At 62.6% G+C, this 13,226-nt stretch carries 15 protein-coding genes; 6 read left to right on the forward strand and 9 right to left on the reverse strand.

Annotated elements, in window-relative coordinates:
- Positions 1 to 79: 79 nt before the first annotated feature.
- Complete coding sequence (locus BOX17_RS05035; protein ID WP_071942357.1) at positions 80 to 412, reverse strand: hypothetical protein; 333 nt, start codon at positions 410 to 412, stop codon at positions 80 to 82.
- Between the two features lie 122 nt (positions 413 to 534).
- A complete protein-coding gene (locus tag BOX17_RS05040) occupies positions 535 to 879 on the reverse strand; it encodes a DUF427 domain-containing protein (protein ID WP_071942358.1) in 345 nt (114 codons plus the stop codon).
- A 125-nt stretch (positions 880 to 1,004) separates the two neighbouring features.
- Here BOX17_RS05040 and BOX17_RS05045 point away from each other — a divergent pair, with 125 nt between their 5' ends.
- Positions 1,005 to 1,661, forward strand: a complete 657-nt coding sequence (locus BOX17_RS05045) for a 5'-methylthioadenosine/S-adenosylhomocysteine nucleosidase (protein WP_071942359.1) — start codon at positions 1,005 to 1,007, stop codon at positions 1,659 to 1,661.
- 7 nt (positions 1,662 to 1,668) lie between these two features.
- On the opposite strand, the gene BOX17_RS05050 is transcribed toward BOX17_RS05045, so the two are convergent.
- Entirely contained in the window at positions 1,669 to 2,157 is a 489-nt protein-coding gene (locus BOX17_RS05050; RefSeq protein ID WP_071942361.1) for a MerR family transcriptional regulator, read from the reverse strand.
- Between the two features lie 154 nt (positions 2,158 to 2,311).
- On the opposite strand from BOX17_RS05050, the gene BOX17_RS05055 reads away from it, so the two are divergent.
- Both BOX17_RS05055 and BOX17_RS05060 read left to right on the forward strand, forming a co-directional pair.
- On the forward strand, positions 2,312 to 4,510 hold the full coding sequence (locus BOX17_RS05055; protein ID WP_071942362.1) for a heavy metal translocating P-type ATPase: 2,199 nt from the start codon (positions 2,312 to 2,314) through the stop codon (positions 4,508 to 4,510).
- Between the two features lie 234 nt (positions 4,511 to 4,744).
- A complete protein-coding gene (locus tag BOX17_RS05060) occupies positions 4,745 to 5,761 on the forward strand; it encodes a TauD/TfdA dioxygenase family protein (protein ID WP_071942364.1) in 1,017 nt (338 codons plus the stop codon).
- Positions 5,762 to 5,982: 221 nt separating this feature from the next.
- On the opposite strand, the gene BOX17_RS05065 is transcribed toward BOX17_RS05060, so the two are convergent.
- A complete protein-coding gene (locus tag BOX17_RS05065; protein WP_083582076.1) occupies positions 5,983 to 7,932 on the reverse strand; it encodes an NACHT domain-containing protein in 1,950 nt (649 codons plus the stop codon).
- A gap of 114 nt (positions 7,933 to 8,046) precedes the next feature.
- Positions 8,047 to 8,370 carry a DUF427 domain-containing protein gene (locus BOX17_RS05070; protein ID WP_071942368.1) on the reverse strand — a complete coding sequence of 108 codons (324 nt, stop codon included), beginning with the start codon at positions 8,368 to 8,370 and terminating at the stop codon, positions 8,047 to 8,049.
- Positions 8,371 to 8,554: 184 nt separating this feature from the next.
- Here BOX17_RS05070 and BOX17_RS05075 point away from each other — a divergent pair, with 184 nt between their 5' ends.
- Complete coding sequence (locus BOX17_RS05075; RefSeq protein ID WP_071942370.1) at positions 8,555 to 8,848, forward strand: sll1863 family stress response protein; 294 nt, start codon at positions 8,555 to 8,557, stop codon at positions 8,846 to 8,848.
- Positions 8,849 to 9,119: 271 nt separating this feature from the next.
- Here BOX17_RS05075 and BOX17_RS05080 read toward each other — a convergent pair whose 3' ends face one another.
- Together BOX17_RS05080 and BOX17_RS05085 are read right to left on the reverse strand one after the other, a co-directional pair.
- A complete protein-coding gene (locus BOX17_RS05080) occupies positions 9,120 to 9,356 on the reverse strand; it encodes an HP1242/YdcH family protein (protein WP_071942372.1) in 237 nt (78 codons plus the stop codon).
- Positions 9,357 to 9,432: 76 nt separating this feature from the next.
- Complete coding sequence (locus tag BOX17_RS05085; protein ID WP_071942374.1) at positions 9,433 to 9,780, reverse strand: hypothetical protein; 348 nt, start codon at positions 9,778 to 9,780, stop codon at positions 9,433 to 9,435.
- 207 nt (positions 9,781 to 9,987) lie between these two features.
- On the opposite strand from BOX17_RS05085, the gene BOX17_RS05090 reads away from it, so the two are divergent.
- On the forward strand, positions 9,988 to 10,515 hold the full coding sequence (locus BOX17_RS05090) for a YgjV family protein (protein ID WP_071942376.1): 528 nt from the start codon (positions 9,988 to 9,990) through the stop codon (positions 10,513 to 10,515).
- Positions 10,516 to 10,579: 64 nt separating this feature from the next.
- Here the strand turns inward: BOX17_RS05090 and BOX17_RS05095 are convergent, their stop codons facing one another.
- Positions 10,580 to 11,452, reverse strand: a complete 873-nt coding sequence (locus BOX17_RS05095; RefSeq protein ID WP_071942378.1) for an NmrA family NAD(P)-binding protein — start codon at positions 11,450 to 11,452, stop codon at positions 10,580 to 10,582.
- A 130-nt stretch (positions 11,453 to 11,582) separates the two neighbouring features.
- Between BOX17_RS05095 and BOX17_RS05100 the strand changes: the two genes are divergently transcribed.
- Positions 11,583 to 12,527, forward strand: a complete 945-nt coding sequence (locus tag BOX17_RS05100; RefSeq protein ID WP_071942380.1) for an AraC family transcriptional regulator — start codon at positions 11,583 to 11,585, stop codon at positions 12,525 to 12,527.
- Between the two features lie 13 nt (positions 12,528 to 12,540).
- On the opposite strand, the gene BOX17_RS05105 is transcribed toward BOX17_RS05100, so the two are convergent.
- A complete protein-coding gene (locus tag BOX17_RS05105) occupies positions 12,541 to 12,966 on the reverse strand; it encodes a nuclear transport factor 2 family protein (RefSeq protein ID WP_071942382.1) in 426 nt (141 codons plus the stop codon).
- Positions 12,967 to 13,226: the final 260 nt, after the last annotated feature.

Raw genomic sequence — 13,226 nt, forward strand, 5'->3', positions numbered from 1 at the left:
ATACGCGGCAGTTGGTCAGCTTTCGGCGACAGGCGGCCATGGGGTCTTGTCTGACATCACTCCTGGGCTCAGCCGCCGGTCATGTTGACTGAGGCCGACCATAGTCTTCGAAGGACTGCTCCACACCCCGTTCGGCCTTGTATTCCACATACCGGGCAATCTGGAGCTCATCCCTCTCGAAGCATTCTCGCTCTTCCAGCGCCTTCATTGATGGCCAGCGTTCTACTCCGATGTAGTCCCATTCACTATCACTTTCTGTACAGTCGATCATGGAGATCGCCGTCATTCCCAGGTCATCAAGATTAACCCGATCACGCACCATGAATTGTCTTTGCTCTTCCTCGGAAAGCTGGAAGAACGAAGGCTTCATCTTGGCAAAAAAGATCCTGACGACAGGCGTTTCATTCTTCATTGGGACATGTCCGTATAGTGAACCAGAAACATGACAGGCATTAGACGGACCACCCCATTATTGGATGAACGTCCCGGCCCGTTGCCTGTGCCGGCAGGTCTGTTGTGGCCTGAACGTGGAGCCTACTCCACCTCCTCCGTCACCTTCTCGGCATCGAACGCCAGCCGCCCGGCGATCGCCTGCATCTCGTCTATCGGATTGTCATAGCTCCAGGCCAGATCGGAGACATCGGGCAGCGAGTAATAGGTGGTGTCGCCCTTGAACGGGCAGTGGGTCACGGTGGAGGAGACCGAGAGCTGCGACATGTCCACATCCTCACGCGGCACATACTGGCGGTGGGGATAGCCGGGCTCGCGCAGTTCGATGGCCTGGCGCGTATCGGCGACCGGGGTGTCGCCATCGAGAATGCGGACCCGACGGGTGTGCGGATGCAGGGTGATGCGGGGGTCGGGGGTGTGATCGGTCATCGAGCGTTCCTTGCGGCGTGGCGGTTCCATCAGCCTAAGGCGAGGAACGCCGGATGTCAGCGCTTGGCGACCCGGCCCCTGGCCGCCATGATGGGGGCGTCAATGGACGTCGGGAGACTCTCGGGATGAGCAGGACACCACGGGCCACGGCGCCCCTGACGGCGCTGGGCGGCCAGAACATTCTCTTCGTGATGGCGGCCGAGTCCGAATACGGCCCGCACCTCAGGCAGCGCTTCGAGCCCTTCATGACCGGCGTGGGCCCCGTGGAGGCGGCGGTGGAGCTCACCGCCGCGTTGGCCGGGCTGGAGGGCCGCGGGCGGATGCCGGACCTGGTGGTGTCGCTGGGCTCGGCGGGCAGCCGGGCGCTGGAGCAGACCGAGGTCTACCAGGCCACCTCGGTGTCCTACCGCGACATGGACGCCTCGCCGCTGGGCTTCGAGCAGGGCATCACTCCCTTCCTCGACCTGCCGGCAGCGTTGCCCCTGCCGCTGCGGATTCCCGGCCTTCGCGAGGCCTCGCTCTCGACCGGCGCCAATATCGTCTCGGGCGCGGCCTATGACGGCATCGCCGCCGACATGGTGGACATGGAGAGCTATGCCTGCCTGCGCACCTGCACGCGCTTTGCGGTGCCGCTGGTCGTGCTGCGCGGCATCTCGGACGGCAAGTCGGAGCTGCGCCACATCGACGACTGGACGGAGTACCTCCACGTCATCGACGAGAAGCTGGCCGTGGCCGTTGACCGCCTGGGCGAGGCGTTCGCCCGGGGCCTGTTGACGCGCTGAGCCAACGTCACGACCGCCTGGCGGCGGCCGCGGGTGGCTCGCCCAGATCAAAGGCCCCGCCGTGGGCGGTGTCGCTGTCACACAGCTGGTGGTCGCTGAGCACCTCGATGATGCGGCAGCTCTCGACCTTGCCGCCGGCACACTGGCCGATCATCCGCTGGAGCTCGTCGCGCAGCGCGGAGAGCCGCTGCAGCCGCGACTCCACCTCCTCCAGGTGGTGCTTGGCGAGGGCATCGACCTCGTCGCAGCACATGTCGGGCCGGTCCGACATCGCCAGCAGCTCGCGCACGGCCTCCACCGAGAAACCGAAGTCCCGGGCATGGCGGATGAAGGTCAGCCGCCGGACGGCCTCCTCCCCGTAGCGCCGCTGCCCGCCCTCGGTCCGCGAGGTCTCGTGCAGCAGGCCGACGTGTTCGTAGTAGCGCACCGTTTCCGGCAGGCAGCCGGCCCGACGGGCCAGCTCGCCGATGCCGATGTCCTGGCGTGTCTCCGACATCTCCTCGCTCCTCGATGCTCGATGTGACGCGTTCTCGTGAAGCACTCTCTTGAAACGCTCTCTTGAAGCGCTCAGATCCTGTGACCACGACTTGAACCTGTAGTTGCTACAGGGATTATGCTTCAGATGTCATCCCGATCTCAGGAGCCACGCCATGTCCGCTTCGGCATCCACGGCCACCGCCTCGACCCTGACGCTGCGCGTCGAGGGCATGGACTGCGGCGGCTGCGAGCGCAAGGTCGAATCCGCCCTTGGCCGCCTGGACGGCATCGCGGAGGTCTCGGCCAGCTCGGTCACCGGGTCGGTGAAGCTGCACTATTCCGCACACTCGCCTGTGCACTCGGCGCCCTCCCACGCAGTGATCGAGAAGACGATCCACGAGCTCGGCTATCGGCTCGTCAGCGAGGAGGAGGCGAACGAGCCGGACGCCGCCCCCTCCGCCTGGTGGCAGTCCGCCAAGGGGCGCCTGGTGCTCGTCAGCGGGGGCCTGCTGCTGCTGGCGTTCGCCCTGCGCCTGGCCTGGCCGGCGCTGGGCAACTGGCCCTTCGTCGCCGCCACCGTGGTGGGCCTGGTGCCCATCGTGCAGGGCGCCTGGGGCGCGCTGAAGCAGCGCAACCCCTTCACCATCGAGATGCTGATGAGCATCGCCGCCCTGGGCGCCCTGGCCATCAATGCCGCCGCCGAGGCGGCGGTGGTGGTCTTCCTGTTCGCCGTGGGCGAACTGCTGGAAGGCGTGGCCTCCCAGCGGGCGCGGCGCAGCATCTCGGCCCTGGCGGACCTGACGCCGTCGGCCGCGAGGCTGCTGGAAGCGGGCGAGACCCGTGAGGTCCCGGCCGCCTCGCTGACGCCCGGCCAGCGGGTACTGATCCGCCCGGGCGACCGCGTGCCCTGCGACGGGCGCATCCTGACCGGGGAGTCCGACCTGGACGAGTCGCCGATCAACGGGGAGTCGGTGCCCCGCTCCCGCGGCCCCGGCAACGACGTCTTCGCCGGCACCGTGAACCTGAATGCCGCCCTCGAGGTGGAGGTGACGCGCCGCGCGGAGGACAACACCATCGCCCGCGTCATCCGGCTGGTGGAGGAAGCCCAGGCGGCCAAGGCGCCGATGGCCCGCTTCATCGACCGCTTCGCGCAGTACTACATGCCGGTGGTGGTGGGGCTGGCCCTGCTGATGGCCGTGGCGCCACCTCTGGTCGCGGGCATGGCATGGTCGGAATCGATCTACCGCGCCCTGGCGCTGCTGCTGATCGCCTGCCCCTGCGCGCTGGTCATCTCGACCCCCGCGGCGATTGCCGCCGGGCTCTCGGCCGGCGCACGGCGGGGCCTGCTGATCAAGGGCGGCGCGGTGCTGGAGCAGCTCGGCAAGCTCAAGCTGGTCGCGCTGGACAAGACCGGCACGCTCACCGCGGGCACGCCTCGGGTCACACGGGTGGAAGGCTGGGGCGCCGGGCAGGACGAGGGCGAGATCCTGCGGCTCGCCGCCGCGCTGGAGCGCGACTCCAGCCACCCCATCGCCCTGGCCATCCTCGACCATGCCCGGCAGCAGGGCCTGTCGCTGCCCCGGGCGAGCGACACCCGCGCCCTGGCCGGCAGCGGCGTGTCGGGTCGCGTCGAGGGGCGCGAGCTGAGCCTGATCACCCCGCGCCATCTGGCCGAACGGGTGACGCTCGCCGACGACCTGAGCGCCCGCATCGTCGAGCTGGAGCAGGCCGGCCAGAGCCTCGCGGTGCTGGTCGAGGGCGAGCAGGTACTGGGCCTGATCGCCGTTCGCGACGAGCCGCGCGACGACGCCCGGCAGGGCCTGGCGGCGCTGTCGCGGCTGGGCGTGCGGGCCGTGATGCTCAGCGGCGACAACGCTCGCACCGCCGAGGCCATCGGCGACCAGCTGGGGATCGAGGCGCACGGCGAGCTGATGCCCGAGGACAAGGCCCAGCGCGTGCGTGACTGGCAGGCCGCCGGCCAGGGGCCGGTCGGCAAGGTCGGCGACGGCATCAACGATGCCCCGGCACTGGCGACCGCCGAGGTGGGCATCGCCATGGGCGGCGGAACGGACGTGGCGCTGGAGACGGCGGATGCGGCGCTGCTCAAGAACCGCGTGAGCGGCATCGCCGAGCTGATCGACCTGTCCCGCGCCACCCTGCGCAACATCAAGACCAACGTCGCCCTTGCGCTGGGCCTGAAGGCGGTCTTCCTGGTCACCACGGCGCTGGGATTCACCGGCATGTGGATCGCGGTGATGGCGGATACCGGCGCCACGGTGCTGGTGACGCTGAACGCCATGCGGCTGCTGGGCTACCGCTTCTCGCCGGGGGACGCCCCGATGGAGGCGCGGCCCGGCACGGCCACGTCATGACGATCTCCACCTCATGAAGCCCTTCATGAGCTGACAGCCGAGGCCGGGCGCGGCGATGCGCCCGGCCCACGTTTGGAAAAGCGGAACGTCTCTGTCAGCATGATCCGCACATACATCCTGTGCTCGGATGACGGCGCCGCCCGGGCGCCCCCGCCACATCGACGCCCTTCGCGTCGCGGTCATCCTTCTTGCATCGACGAGCTCAGCCAACGTGCTGAACCACAGGAGGCCCGCATGACGACCCGCCAATCGACGCTCTCGCCCCTGGATCCCCAACGCGTTGCCACCATCGAGGCCTTCGGCGGCACCATCACCCCGCTGGATCCCGTCGGGGCGCAGGTGCAGGGCATCGACCTCTCCGCCGAGGAGGCCCCGCCGGCCGAGGTGCTCGAGGCCCTGGAACAGGAAATGGCCCATCGCGGGTTCCTCGTCTTCAAGAACGACACCCAGCTGAGCGCCGACGACTTCCTACGCGCGAGCTGCTGGTGGGGCGGCAAGGAGCTGCACAGCACCCATGGCGTGCACCCGGCCACGCCGGGTAACAACCCGCATATCTTCCGCCTCTCGAACGATCAGCGTCACGGCATCCCCGGCGTGGGCCCGCAGTGGCACAACGACGGCAGCTTCAACGCGGACACCTTCTCGCACTCGGGCTACCACATCATCCGCCCGGCCGAGAAAGGCGGCGGCACCTACTTCGCCCACCAGGGGGCCGCCTATGACGCCCTCCCGGAGGATCGGAAGGAGTTCTGGAGCCGCCTCTCCTCGGTGAACTCCGCCTCGGGCGTGGTGCATCCAGTGGTGCACGAGCACCCCATCTCGAAGCGAAAGTGCATCTGGCTGCACCTGGGCATGACGGGGGCGGTGATCGAGAAGCTCCCCGACGAGGAGGCCTTCCGCCTGCTGAACGAGGATGAGCTGACGCAGCTCTGTCATGAGTACAACGACATCCTGAATGCCGGCCTGGAGAACGGCTACGCCACGGCCTTCGAGTATCAGGAGAACGACTGCGTGTTCATCGACAACCTCGCCGTGGCGCATCGCGCCGCGCCCGAGGCGCACCTGCCGGTGGAGCAACAGGGCCTGCGGATCATGCACCGCAGCACCGTGCGCGGCATGCAGGACCTAGCGCCCGGCTTCGGGCTGCCGCAGCACGTCAATATCCAGGGGCCCAATCCCCTCGGCGAAGGCGTCTGGAAAGGCGGCGGCATCGGCTTCCGGTGGGAAGAAGGCATTCCCATGCAGAACTGATAGACGCGCGAATGCCCGATATCAGGTGGCGGCGGGGGCATCACTTTGGTGTTGCCCGCCACCTCAGCCCGATGGTGACATAGTGCTGACCTACGGCGGCATAACCAGCACCCGCCTGACTCACTTTGATCGATACAAGCGATTCAAAAGTACATATAAAAATATCAAAAAAATATCCTGCGCCCCAACAACGGAAATACGTTTTTTCTTAATAAATGGACTCAAAATCCCTCTAATAGCGCCCCCACCCCATTACTTTCATCTTTTGACATCACATCAAGCTCCTTCTTAACCTCATCCTCATCAAGCGCATACGGGGAGTTTAAATACAAAAGTCTGTTCACCGTATCAAAATTTGCCGAATTATTTATTAAATGACCAGGATCATCCACCACTTCATAAACCTTCCTTCGCTTAATTGTTGATTTCAGCAAATCTTTAGCGAGCGCATCAAAGCTATCGTCGACTTCCACAAACAACTCTGGATTAACTTTTTTTATTACAGGAAAAACCTTCCTTGCTACACCCTGCTTATAATAGAAAAACACAGGAACACTTTTTCCATCATAGGAAAGCCCGCTCATCATAACATCTTTAGTGAAATCGCCATCAATAAAAGGCTGAATTTGTTCGCGAATCCAGTTTCTATCTGACTCGTTTCTCATATAACAAAAAGAAAACTCTACATCATTGGAAAAACTGAGACCTTTCCTGGCCTTAATAACATCACGACTAATTCTTTTGTTTTTTATTTCGGAGCAACTCTTTTCACAATGCTTCAAAAAATCTTCAAAAACGCGTTTTGCTATGCTGAACTTAAATGCTGAATAGTCTATATCAGAGCAAAGATCAATTACGTTTAGAAACTTACCTCCCTTGTCAGCATCATAAATTTTTTCTAGCAACTCCGCCTGGCGAGACTTTACATCATTGCAAATAAACATAGCCGCAAAGTATTCCATAAGAGACTTGTGCGACCAGCCAATAACCCCACCCTCTTTTACAAAAATCGGGACTGTTGAAACAAGATCTTTAACAAAATCGCTTGGGGAAACAGAAATCTCTGCCATTTCATCGATGATCTCTTTAAGAGTTATCTCTAGCTCGTCTTTTCTGAAATTCAGCCTGCCCTCATTTTTCAAACACCAAAAACCTAGGCGCCTAAGCACAGCATGAAAGTTTACCGAGTCCAGATTTGAATATTTCTCTCTAATGAAACCCACTTCCTTGCTTAAATCATGGGACTCAAAAAGCGCCTCGTATACCTGCGAGTAAAACAAGCTCCTTTTTTTCGGGACTACTGATTTATGCCGATACGCACAAAAAAGCAACGACACATATAGCGGAGTGGTTAGGAACTCATGAACACCTTCCCTCCCACTACTATTTATATCTCTAACCAGCTTATGGAAAAAAACTTCCTCTGGGTCATATTTCTTTATTAGCTCAAAAGCCTCTTCTCTCTTCAAGCTCCTGACTGAAAGTCTTGAAAAAGAGTGAAACTCTGGAAGATACGTTTCATTCCTCGAGGTTACTATTATTTTAGATTCCGGAAAACTATTTGAGAAATCATTTATATCATCAACAGCTTTCGCTTGAAGCTTATCCGGGGTTTCGTCGACTCCATCAAAAACACAAATCAAAGGAAGTTCTTTTAGCACAGAAACACACACGTCCTCACGAATCCCCAATTTATTACCAATCTGACTTACAAGGGACTCTTCGGAAAGCTTCCTCATTTCAAAAAATATTGGGATTCCTATTTCATGCTCCACTACATTAACAACTACTTTTTTCGAAAGGGTGGTCTTCCCCATTCCCGCATTGTCTACTAACAGAAGACGATCGCCCATATCAAAAACATCTCGACCATCCTCAACAACAATCTCTTTCCCATCTGAGTAATCTACAACAGTTAATGGCATATAGAGATCACTTAGCTTTTTAGGAGCATTCTGAAAAGCTATAGTATTTATTACAGAGCACTGCCCCGCGATGTTTGCAAGATACCCTTCTGCTCCAGACTTAAATTTTCTATAAGCATCTTTAGATTTCATCAAATGAAGAATTTTTTTCTCTACATAAGGAGAAACAAACCTTCTATAAATACGATTAGCAACAGGCACAGATAGTTCTATAGCCTTTTTAGCCGTCAAAGTCTCCAATGCCATATCAGCCTCCGGTATAGAAGAAAATCATATACTGCATAGTTACACACATCATAAAAACACAAGAGGGATTTATAAAACATGATAAAAGCAAAAAGCATCACGTTTCTTAGCTCATTAATAGCCATTATAAAAAATCATCCCACCCTTGACCCGCCCAACACCCCTCCAAGTCTTTCCGTAACTCCACGCCTTATCCTTGTGCTTGCAATACCAGAAGTTACTTTCGTTGCCCTTGAGGGGGCCATGGGTCTCGGTCTCGAAAGGCGTGAGCGGGACCATCCGCACGTCGTCGCGGGGAATGTACTGCCGCGACGGATAGCCGGTTTCGCGCAGTTCGATGGCGAGAGTGGTATCGGCCAGCAGGGTGTCGTCGATGGCGACCCGGATCCGGCGGGCATGCGGGTGCAGCGTGATGCTGGGCTCTGAGGCATCATCCATGATCGTTCCCTGTCGTTTTTTCTAATATTGGGAACAGCGTAGCAGCCCACCCAGCCCGCGCCGATGGCCAATCGCTTACATCGAAGGTCTATCCGGGGACCCGATGCATGCAGGTCATATCGTGTCCTCCTGAAACGGACTACCCTCAAGGGTGCATGCCCCCCCACGTTGGAAGGATGCCACCATGAACGATAGCGATAGAGAAGCCTACGAGCAGAAGCTGCAGGCCCAGTTGGACGAGTGGAAGGCCGAGATGGACAAGCTCCAGGCCAAGGCGGATGCCGCCGAGGCCGATGCGCGCATCGAGTATCAGAAGCAGATGGACAGGCTCGAGGCACAGCGGGAGGACGCCAGGCAGAAGCTGACCGAACTCCAGGAAGCCAGCGATAGCGCCTGGAAAGACATGAAGTCGGGCGTGGAAAACGCCTGGGACTCGCTGAATGAATCCCTCAAGAAGGCACGTTCCCGCTTCAAGTAGTCCGCCTCTTCTTCTCCTAAGGCGCCCTCCCTGGGCGCCTTTCCCCTAACGCTTTCCCTGGACGCCGTTCCCTGGTCGCCGTTTATTGGGGGCGCTCGTCCGCGACGCCCTCGCCTCGCCTGATACTCACTTTCCTGGCTGGCCTGGTCCGTCATGCCCGATGCCGCCCCCGGCGAGGTGACGAAAAAAAGCCGATCGCCCGTCCCGGCCATGGTGGCGTGACGGGCGATCGGCGTGTCGCGTGAACCGGCTCAGCCGCGAGCCGGTTCGGTCATTCGTTCAGGTAGGTGGCGATGGCGTCCTTGAGGGCGACGCGCTTCTTGCGAGTGTCTTCCTCGATGTGGGTGGCCACCGGCTCGACTTCGGTCTCCATCCGGTGAACCTGCCGGTTTACCTCGTGGTAATCCTCGACGAGTTTCGCGAAATGGGTATCCGACTGCTTGAGGTTGTGGATGCGCTCAGCGTGATCGGGAAACTCTTCGGCCAGTTCGTGCGGTGTATGGCTCATGGCACCTCCAAGTCCTTGTGTGTGCTACCGATACAATATCGACCCTATCAGTGACTTGGCAGCCCGTCCATCAGCATCATCCGCGCCGCGCAAGCGCCCGCTCGAGCTCCTGCCGATAGGCCGCCTCATGGCCCGCCGGATCGGCGGGAAAACGGCCAAGCGCCACGGCCAGCTCGAAGAAGCCCGGCCGGGGCAGGTCGCCGCGGCGGCTGACCACCAGGGCGGCGATCATCGGCCGGCCGGCGGCGACGTCCTCGCGCATCAGCGCCTCCAGGGCCAGGGCGACGCGCTGGATGGTGCGCGGTGGCGAGAGGCCCAGCGCCTCGGCGGCCTGCTGGTAGGTGATCGGCACCGCCGCATCGGGCAGGCCAGTCAGCAGCGCCCGCAGGCGCGAGACCAGCTCGGGGTCGGCGTGGCTCGCCATGCGTTCGGCCCTCCTAGGGGTGGCAGGAAAGTGGGGGAGCAGGAAAATGGGGAGCAGGAACCCTCGGGAGCTCAGCCCGCCCGCGCCGTGCCGAGTCTCCGCCCTGGCAGGCTCGCGGGCAAGCCCACCGCCCGCCTCCAGGCGGCCCGGCCGGCGTGCTAGCATGGCGCGGTTCTCCTCATCCTTCACCTCGGCAGCGGAACTTCCATGGAAGAGATCGGCCTGAGATGGCTGCTGGGCCAGGGCGTCAGCCTGGTGGCCCTGGCACTCTGCCTGCTGGGCTTCGCCAGCAAGCGCGACGACAGGCTTTTCGTGCTGCTGCTGTTTGCCAACGTCGCCTTCGCCGCGCAGTTCGTGCTGTTCGAGAGCTGGGTGGCGGCAGGCATCTCGGCGCTGATCGTGGTGCGCATCGCCCTGGTGCGCCGCTTTCCCCGCCACCGTGCGCTCATGCTGGCGATGCTGGCCGCCACCCTGGCGGTGGCGGCACTGACCTGGAGCGGCCCGAGGGACATTCCGGCCCTGGCGGCGGGGCTGCTGGGCAGCTGGGGCATGTTCATGCTGCGCGGCATCGCCATGCGCGCCGCCCTGGCCGTAGCGGCGCTATGCTGGATCATCAGCAATGTGCTGGCCGGTTCCATCGGCGGCACCCTCGCCGAAAGCCTGATCTTCGTGACCAATGTGATCACCATCTTCCGCCTCCGGCGGGATGCCCGGCTGCGCTATATCCAAGGCTGAACGCCACCGCCGCTCAGCGTATAGCCCGGCATCGCCAGGACGACGGCGACGCGGGCCAGCAGGGTCAGGCGGTCGCCTCCTCGCCCACGGCCTGCCAGCTCCCGTGAGCGGCGATGCGGCGGGCAAAGGCCGTCACGTCGACAGGCGCTCGCCCCAGCGCCCGCTGCACGCCATCGGCCACGTAGGCGTTGCGCCCGTCGAGCACCGTCTCGAACAGGTAGTTCAGCAGCCAGGCGACCTCCTGGGGCGCGCCCGAGGCGGTGACGGCCCGGGCGAAGTCGGCCGCGGGGACCGGGACGAAGGCCACCTCGCGCCCGGCGGCGCGGGAGATCTCCCCCGCCAGCTCGGCGAAGGTCAGGCAGCGGGGCCCGGTGACCTCGTAGGTCTCGCCGGCGTGCCCCTCCTCGGTCAGCGCGGCCACCGCCACCTCGGCGATGTCATCGACGTCGATGAAGGGCTCGGGGATATCGCCCGCCGGCAGGGTTATGACGCCGGCCTGCACCATGCCGAGGAACTCGCCCTCCGAGAAGTTCTGCATGAACCAGCTCGCGCGCACCACCGTCCACTCGACCTCGGCGGCCTGGAGGATCCGCTCGCAGGCCTGCGCCTCCTCCTCGCCGCGCCCGGAGAGCAGCACCAGGCGCCGGACGCCCTTGGCGACGGCCAGGTCCACCACGCGGCGGATCGCCTCCGTGGCGCCGGGAATCGCCAGATCCGGAGCGTAGGTGAGGTAGGCCGCCGTGACGCCCTCGAAGGCCGTCTCCCAGCCGCTGGGATCGTTCCAGTCGAACGCCGGGGTCGTCGAGCGCGAGGCGATGCGGGTCTCGATGCCTCGGGCCTGGAGGCGCTCGGCGACGCGACGCCCGGTCTTGCCGGTGCCGCCCAGGACGAGGACGACGCCCTGGTGATCCTGCTGGGTGATGGATGGTGCCTTCATGGTGCTTTCTCCTCGAGATCGGTCGGGGCTGCCCGGGGGCGTGGGTGACGCCTTGAAGCGTAAGGAGGGCAGCGCTGAGCCACCATGCGCGGGACGCTCGGTTTCATACGCGGGCGTCTATAATCGTGCGATGGATACGCTAGGTGGACTGCTGGACGCCCCGCGGGCCCGCGGGGCCTTCACCCTTCGCACGGTGATGACCCCGCCCTGGTCGCTGAGGATCGTCGCCGAATCGCCCCTGACGCTGATCGCCGGCGTGACGGGCGAGACATGGCTCGTGCCCGACGAGGGCGAGCCGGTGCGCATCGGCCCCGGCGACATCGCCGTGACGCGGGCCCCGGACCACTACACCGTCGCCCACTCCCCCGCCATGTCCCCGCAGGTGGTGATCCACCCGGGCCAGCGCTGCTGCGACCTGGAAGGCCGCTCCGTGCGGGAGGCGATGACCCACGGGGTGCGCACTTGGGGCAACGATCCCCGGGGCGAGACGGTCTTCCTCGTCGGCGCCTACGAGCACCTGAGCGACATCAGCGATCGCCTGCTGCGCTCGCTGCCGCCCGTGCTGTCGCTGTCGCATCGCGACTGGGAATCGCCCCTGGTGCCGCTGCTGTGCGACGAGGTGGTCGTCGACGAGCCGGGGCAGGCGGCCGTGCTCGACCGCCTGCTCGACCTGCTGATCACCGCGGTGCTGAAGGCCTGGTTCGCCCGGCAGGACGCCGACCGACCGGCCTGGTGGCGCCACCAGGGCGACCGGATCGTAGAGCGCGCGCTGCGCCTGATGCATGACTATCCCGCTCGTCCCTGGACACTGGACGCCCTGGCCCTGGAGACGGGTGCCTCGCGGGCATCCCTGGCGCGACGCTTCCACAACCTGGTGGGCGAGCCGCCCATGACCTTCCTGAAACACTGGCGCATGGCCCTGGCGGCGGACCTGCTCTGCCAGCCCGACGAGACGGTCGGCAGCGTGGCGGAGAAGGTCGGCTACGCCACGCCCTATGCGTTCAGCACGGCCTTCAAGCGGGTGCGGGGTGTAAGCCCGAAAACGCATCGGGCGAGTGCCCTGGCAAGCGACTGAGTGAGCGGCTCCTTTACCCCCAGGACACGGGAGTGGCCTTGGGGGTGGCGCTGGCCTGACTATCGCTGCCCTCACGCACGCACTTGGCGTAAAAGGTGATCACCTCGGAGTGCACGCCGCTGGCGTCCGCCTTGATCAGGCCGGCACCCTTCATCTGCGTGCCCGGGACGGCCCACCAGCACGACGCGGTGAGCACGCCCTCCTCCTCCCGGGTGAGCACCTCGGTCAGCTCCATGAAGGGATCCGGAACACGACCCTGGGCTTGTGACGCGATGGCCTCCTTCATCCCGGCGAGGTAATCCGCAAACCCATCCCTCGAGACGACGCCGACATTCGGATCATCGAACGTATAGTCCTCCGCCAGGGCCGACAGGATCGTATCGGCATCGCCCTTGGTCCAGCCTTCCGCATAAGCTCTCAAGTGTTCTGCTGCGTTCATTTTACTGTCCTCCAGTCATCTACCGGCAGGTGAGATCTCCCACTCGATGCCCCCGGCGCCCTAGATTCATCAACCCTTTTCATGGCCAAAAAACGTGAAAAACCATGAGTCCTTCATGTTCAATCATCATCGTTTACAGTCATGATAATGACGTCAAACAATGCCTGGATAATGCTCAGAATCAGTCGCGATTCCTGCCGATCCAGTAAAGGAATATCCGTCAAAAAAGGCGCCGTATAACAAGGATAATCCAGCCGGCG

This window comes from Halomonas aestuarii (assembly GCF_001886615.1).
GTDB classification, from domain to species: Bacteria; Pseudomonadota; Gammaproteobacteria; order Pseudomonadales; family Halomonadaceae; genus Halomonas; species Halomonas aestuarii.

What these genes read in the sequence shown, in the direction of transcription:
- BOX17_RS05035 (WP_071942357.1), bottom strand. Translation starts at nt 412, where the DNA reads ATGAAGAATGAAACGCCTGTCGTCAGGATCTTTTTTGCCAAGATGAAG.
- BOX17_RS05040 (WP_071942358.1), bottom strand. Translation starts at nt 879, where the DNA reads ATGACCGATCACACCCCCGACCCCCGCATCACCCTGCATCCGCACACC.
- BOX17_RS05045 (WP_071942359.1), top strand. Translation starts at nt 1,005, where the DNA reads ATGAGCAGGACACCACGGGCCACGGCGCCCCTGACGGCGCTGGGCGGC.
- BOX17_RS05050 (WP_071942361.1), bottom strand. Translation starts at nt 2,157, where the DNA reads ATGTCGGAGACACGCCAGGACATCGGCATCGGCGAGCTGGCCCGTCGG.
- BOX17_RS05055 (WP_071942362.1), top strand. Translation starts at nt 2,312, where the DNA reads ATGTCCGCTTCGGCATCCACGGCCACCGCCTCGACCCTGACGCTGCGC.
- BOX17_RS05060 (WP_071942364.1), top strand. Translation starts at nt 4,745, where the DNA reads ATGACGACCCGCCAATCGACGCTCTCGCCCCTGGATCCCCAACGCGTT.
- BOX17_RS05065 (WP_083582076.1), bottom strand. Translation starts at nt 7,932, where the DNA reads ATGGCATTGGAGACTTTGACGGCTAAAAAGGCTATAGAACTATCTGTG.
- BOX17_RS05070 (WP_071942368.1), bottom strand. Translation starts at nt 8,370, where the DNA reads ATGGATGATGCCTCAGAGCCCAGCATCACGCTGCACCCGCATGCCCGC.
- BOX17_RS05075 (WP_071942370.1), top strand. Translation starts at nt 8,555, where the DNA reads ATGAACGATAGCGATAGAGAAGCCTACGAGCAGAAGCTGCAGGCCCAG.
- BOX17_RS05080 (WP_071942372.1), bottom strand. Translation starts at nt 9,356, where the DNA reads ATGAGCCATACACCGCACGAACTGGCCGAAGAGTTTCCCGATCACGCT.
- BOX17_RS05085 (WP_071942374.1), bottom strand. Translation starts at nt 9,780, where the DNA reads ATGGCGAGCCACGCCGACCCCGAGCTGGTCTCGCGCCTGCGGGCGCTG.
- BOX17_RS05090 (WP_071942376.1), top strand. Translation starts at nt 9,988, where the DNA reads ATGGAAGAGATCGGCCTGAGATGGCTGCTGGGCCAGGGCGTCAGCCTG.
- BOX17_RS05095 (WP_071942378.1), bottom strand. Translation starts at nt 11,452, where the DNA reads ATGAAGGCACCATCCATCACCCAGCAGGATCACCAGGGCGTCGTCCTC.
- BOX17_RS05100 (WP_071942380.1), top strand. Translation starts at nt 11,583, where the DNA reads ATGGATACGCTAGGTGGACTGCTGGACGCCCCGCGGGCCCGCGGGGCC.
- BOX17_RS05105 (WP_071942382.1), bottom strand. Translation starts at nt 12,966, where the DNA reads ATGAACGCAGCAGAACACTTGAGAGCTTATGCGGAAGGCTGGACCAAG.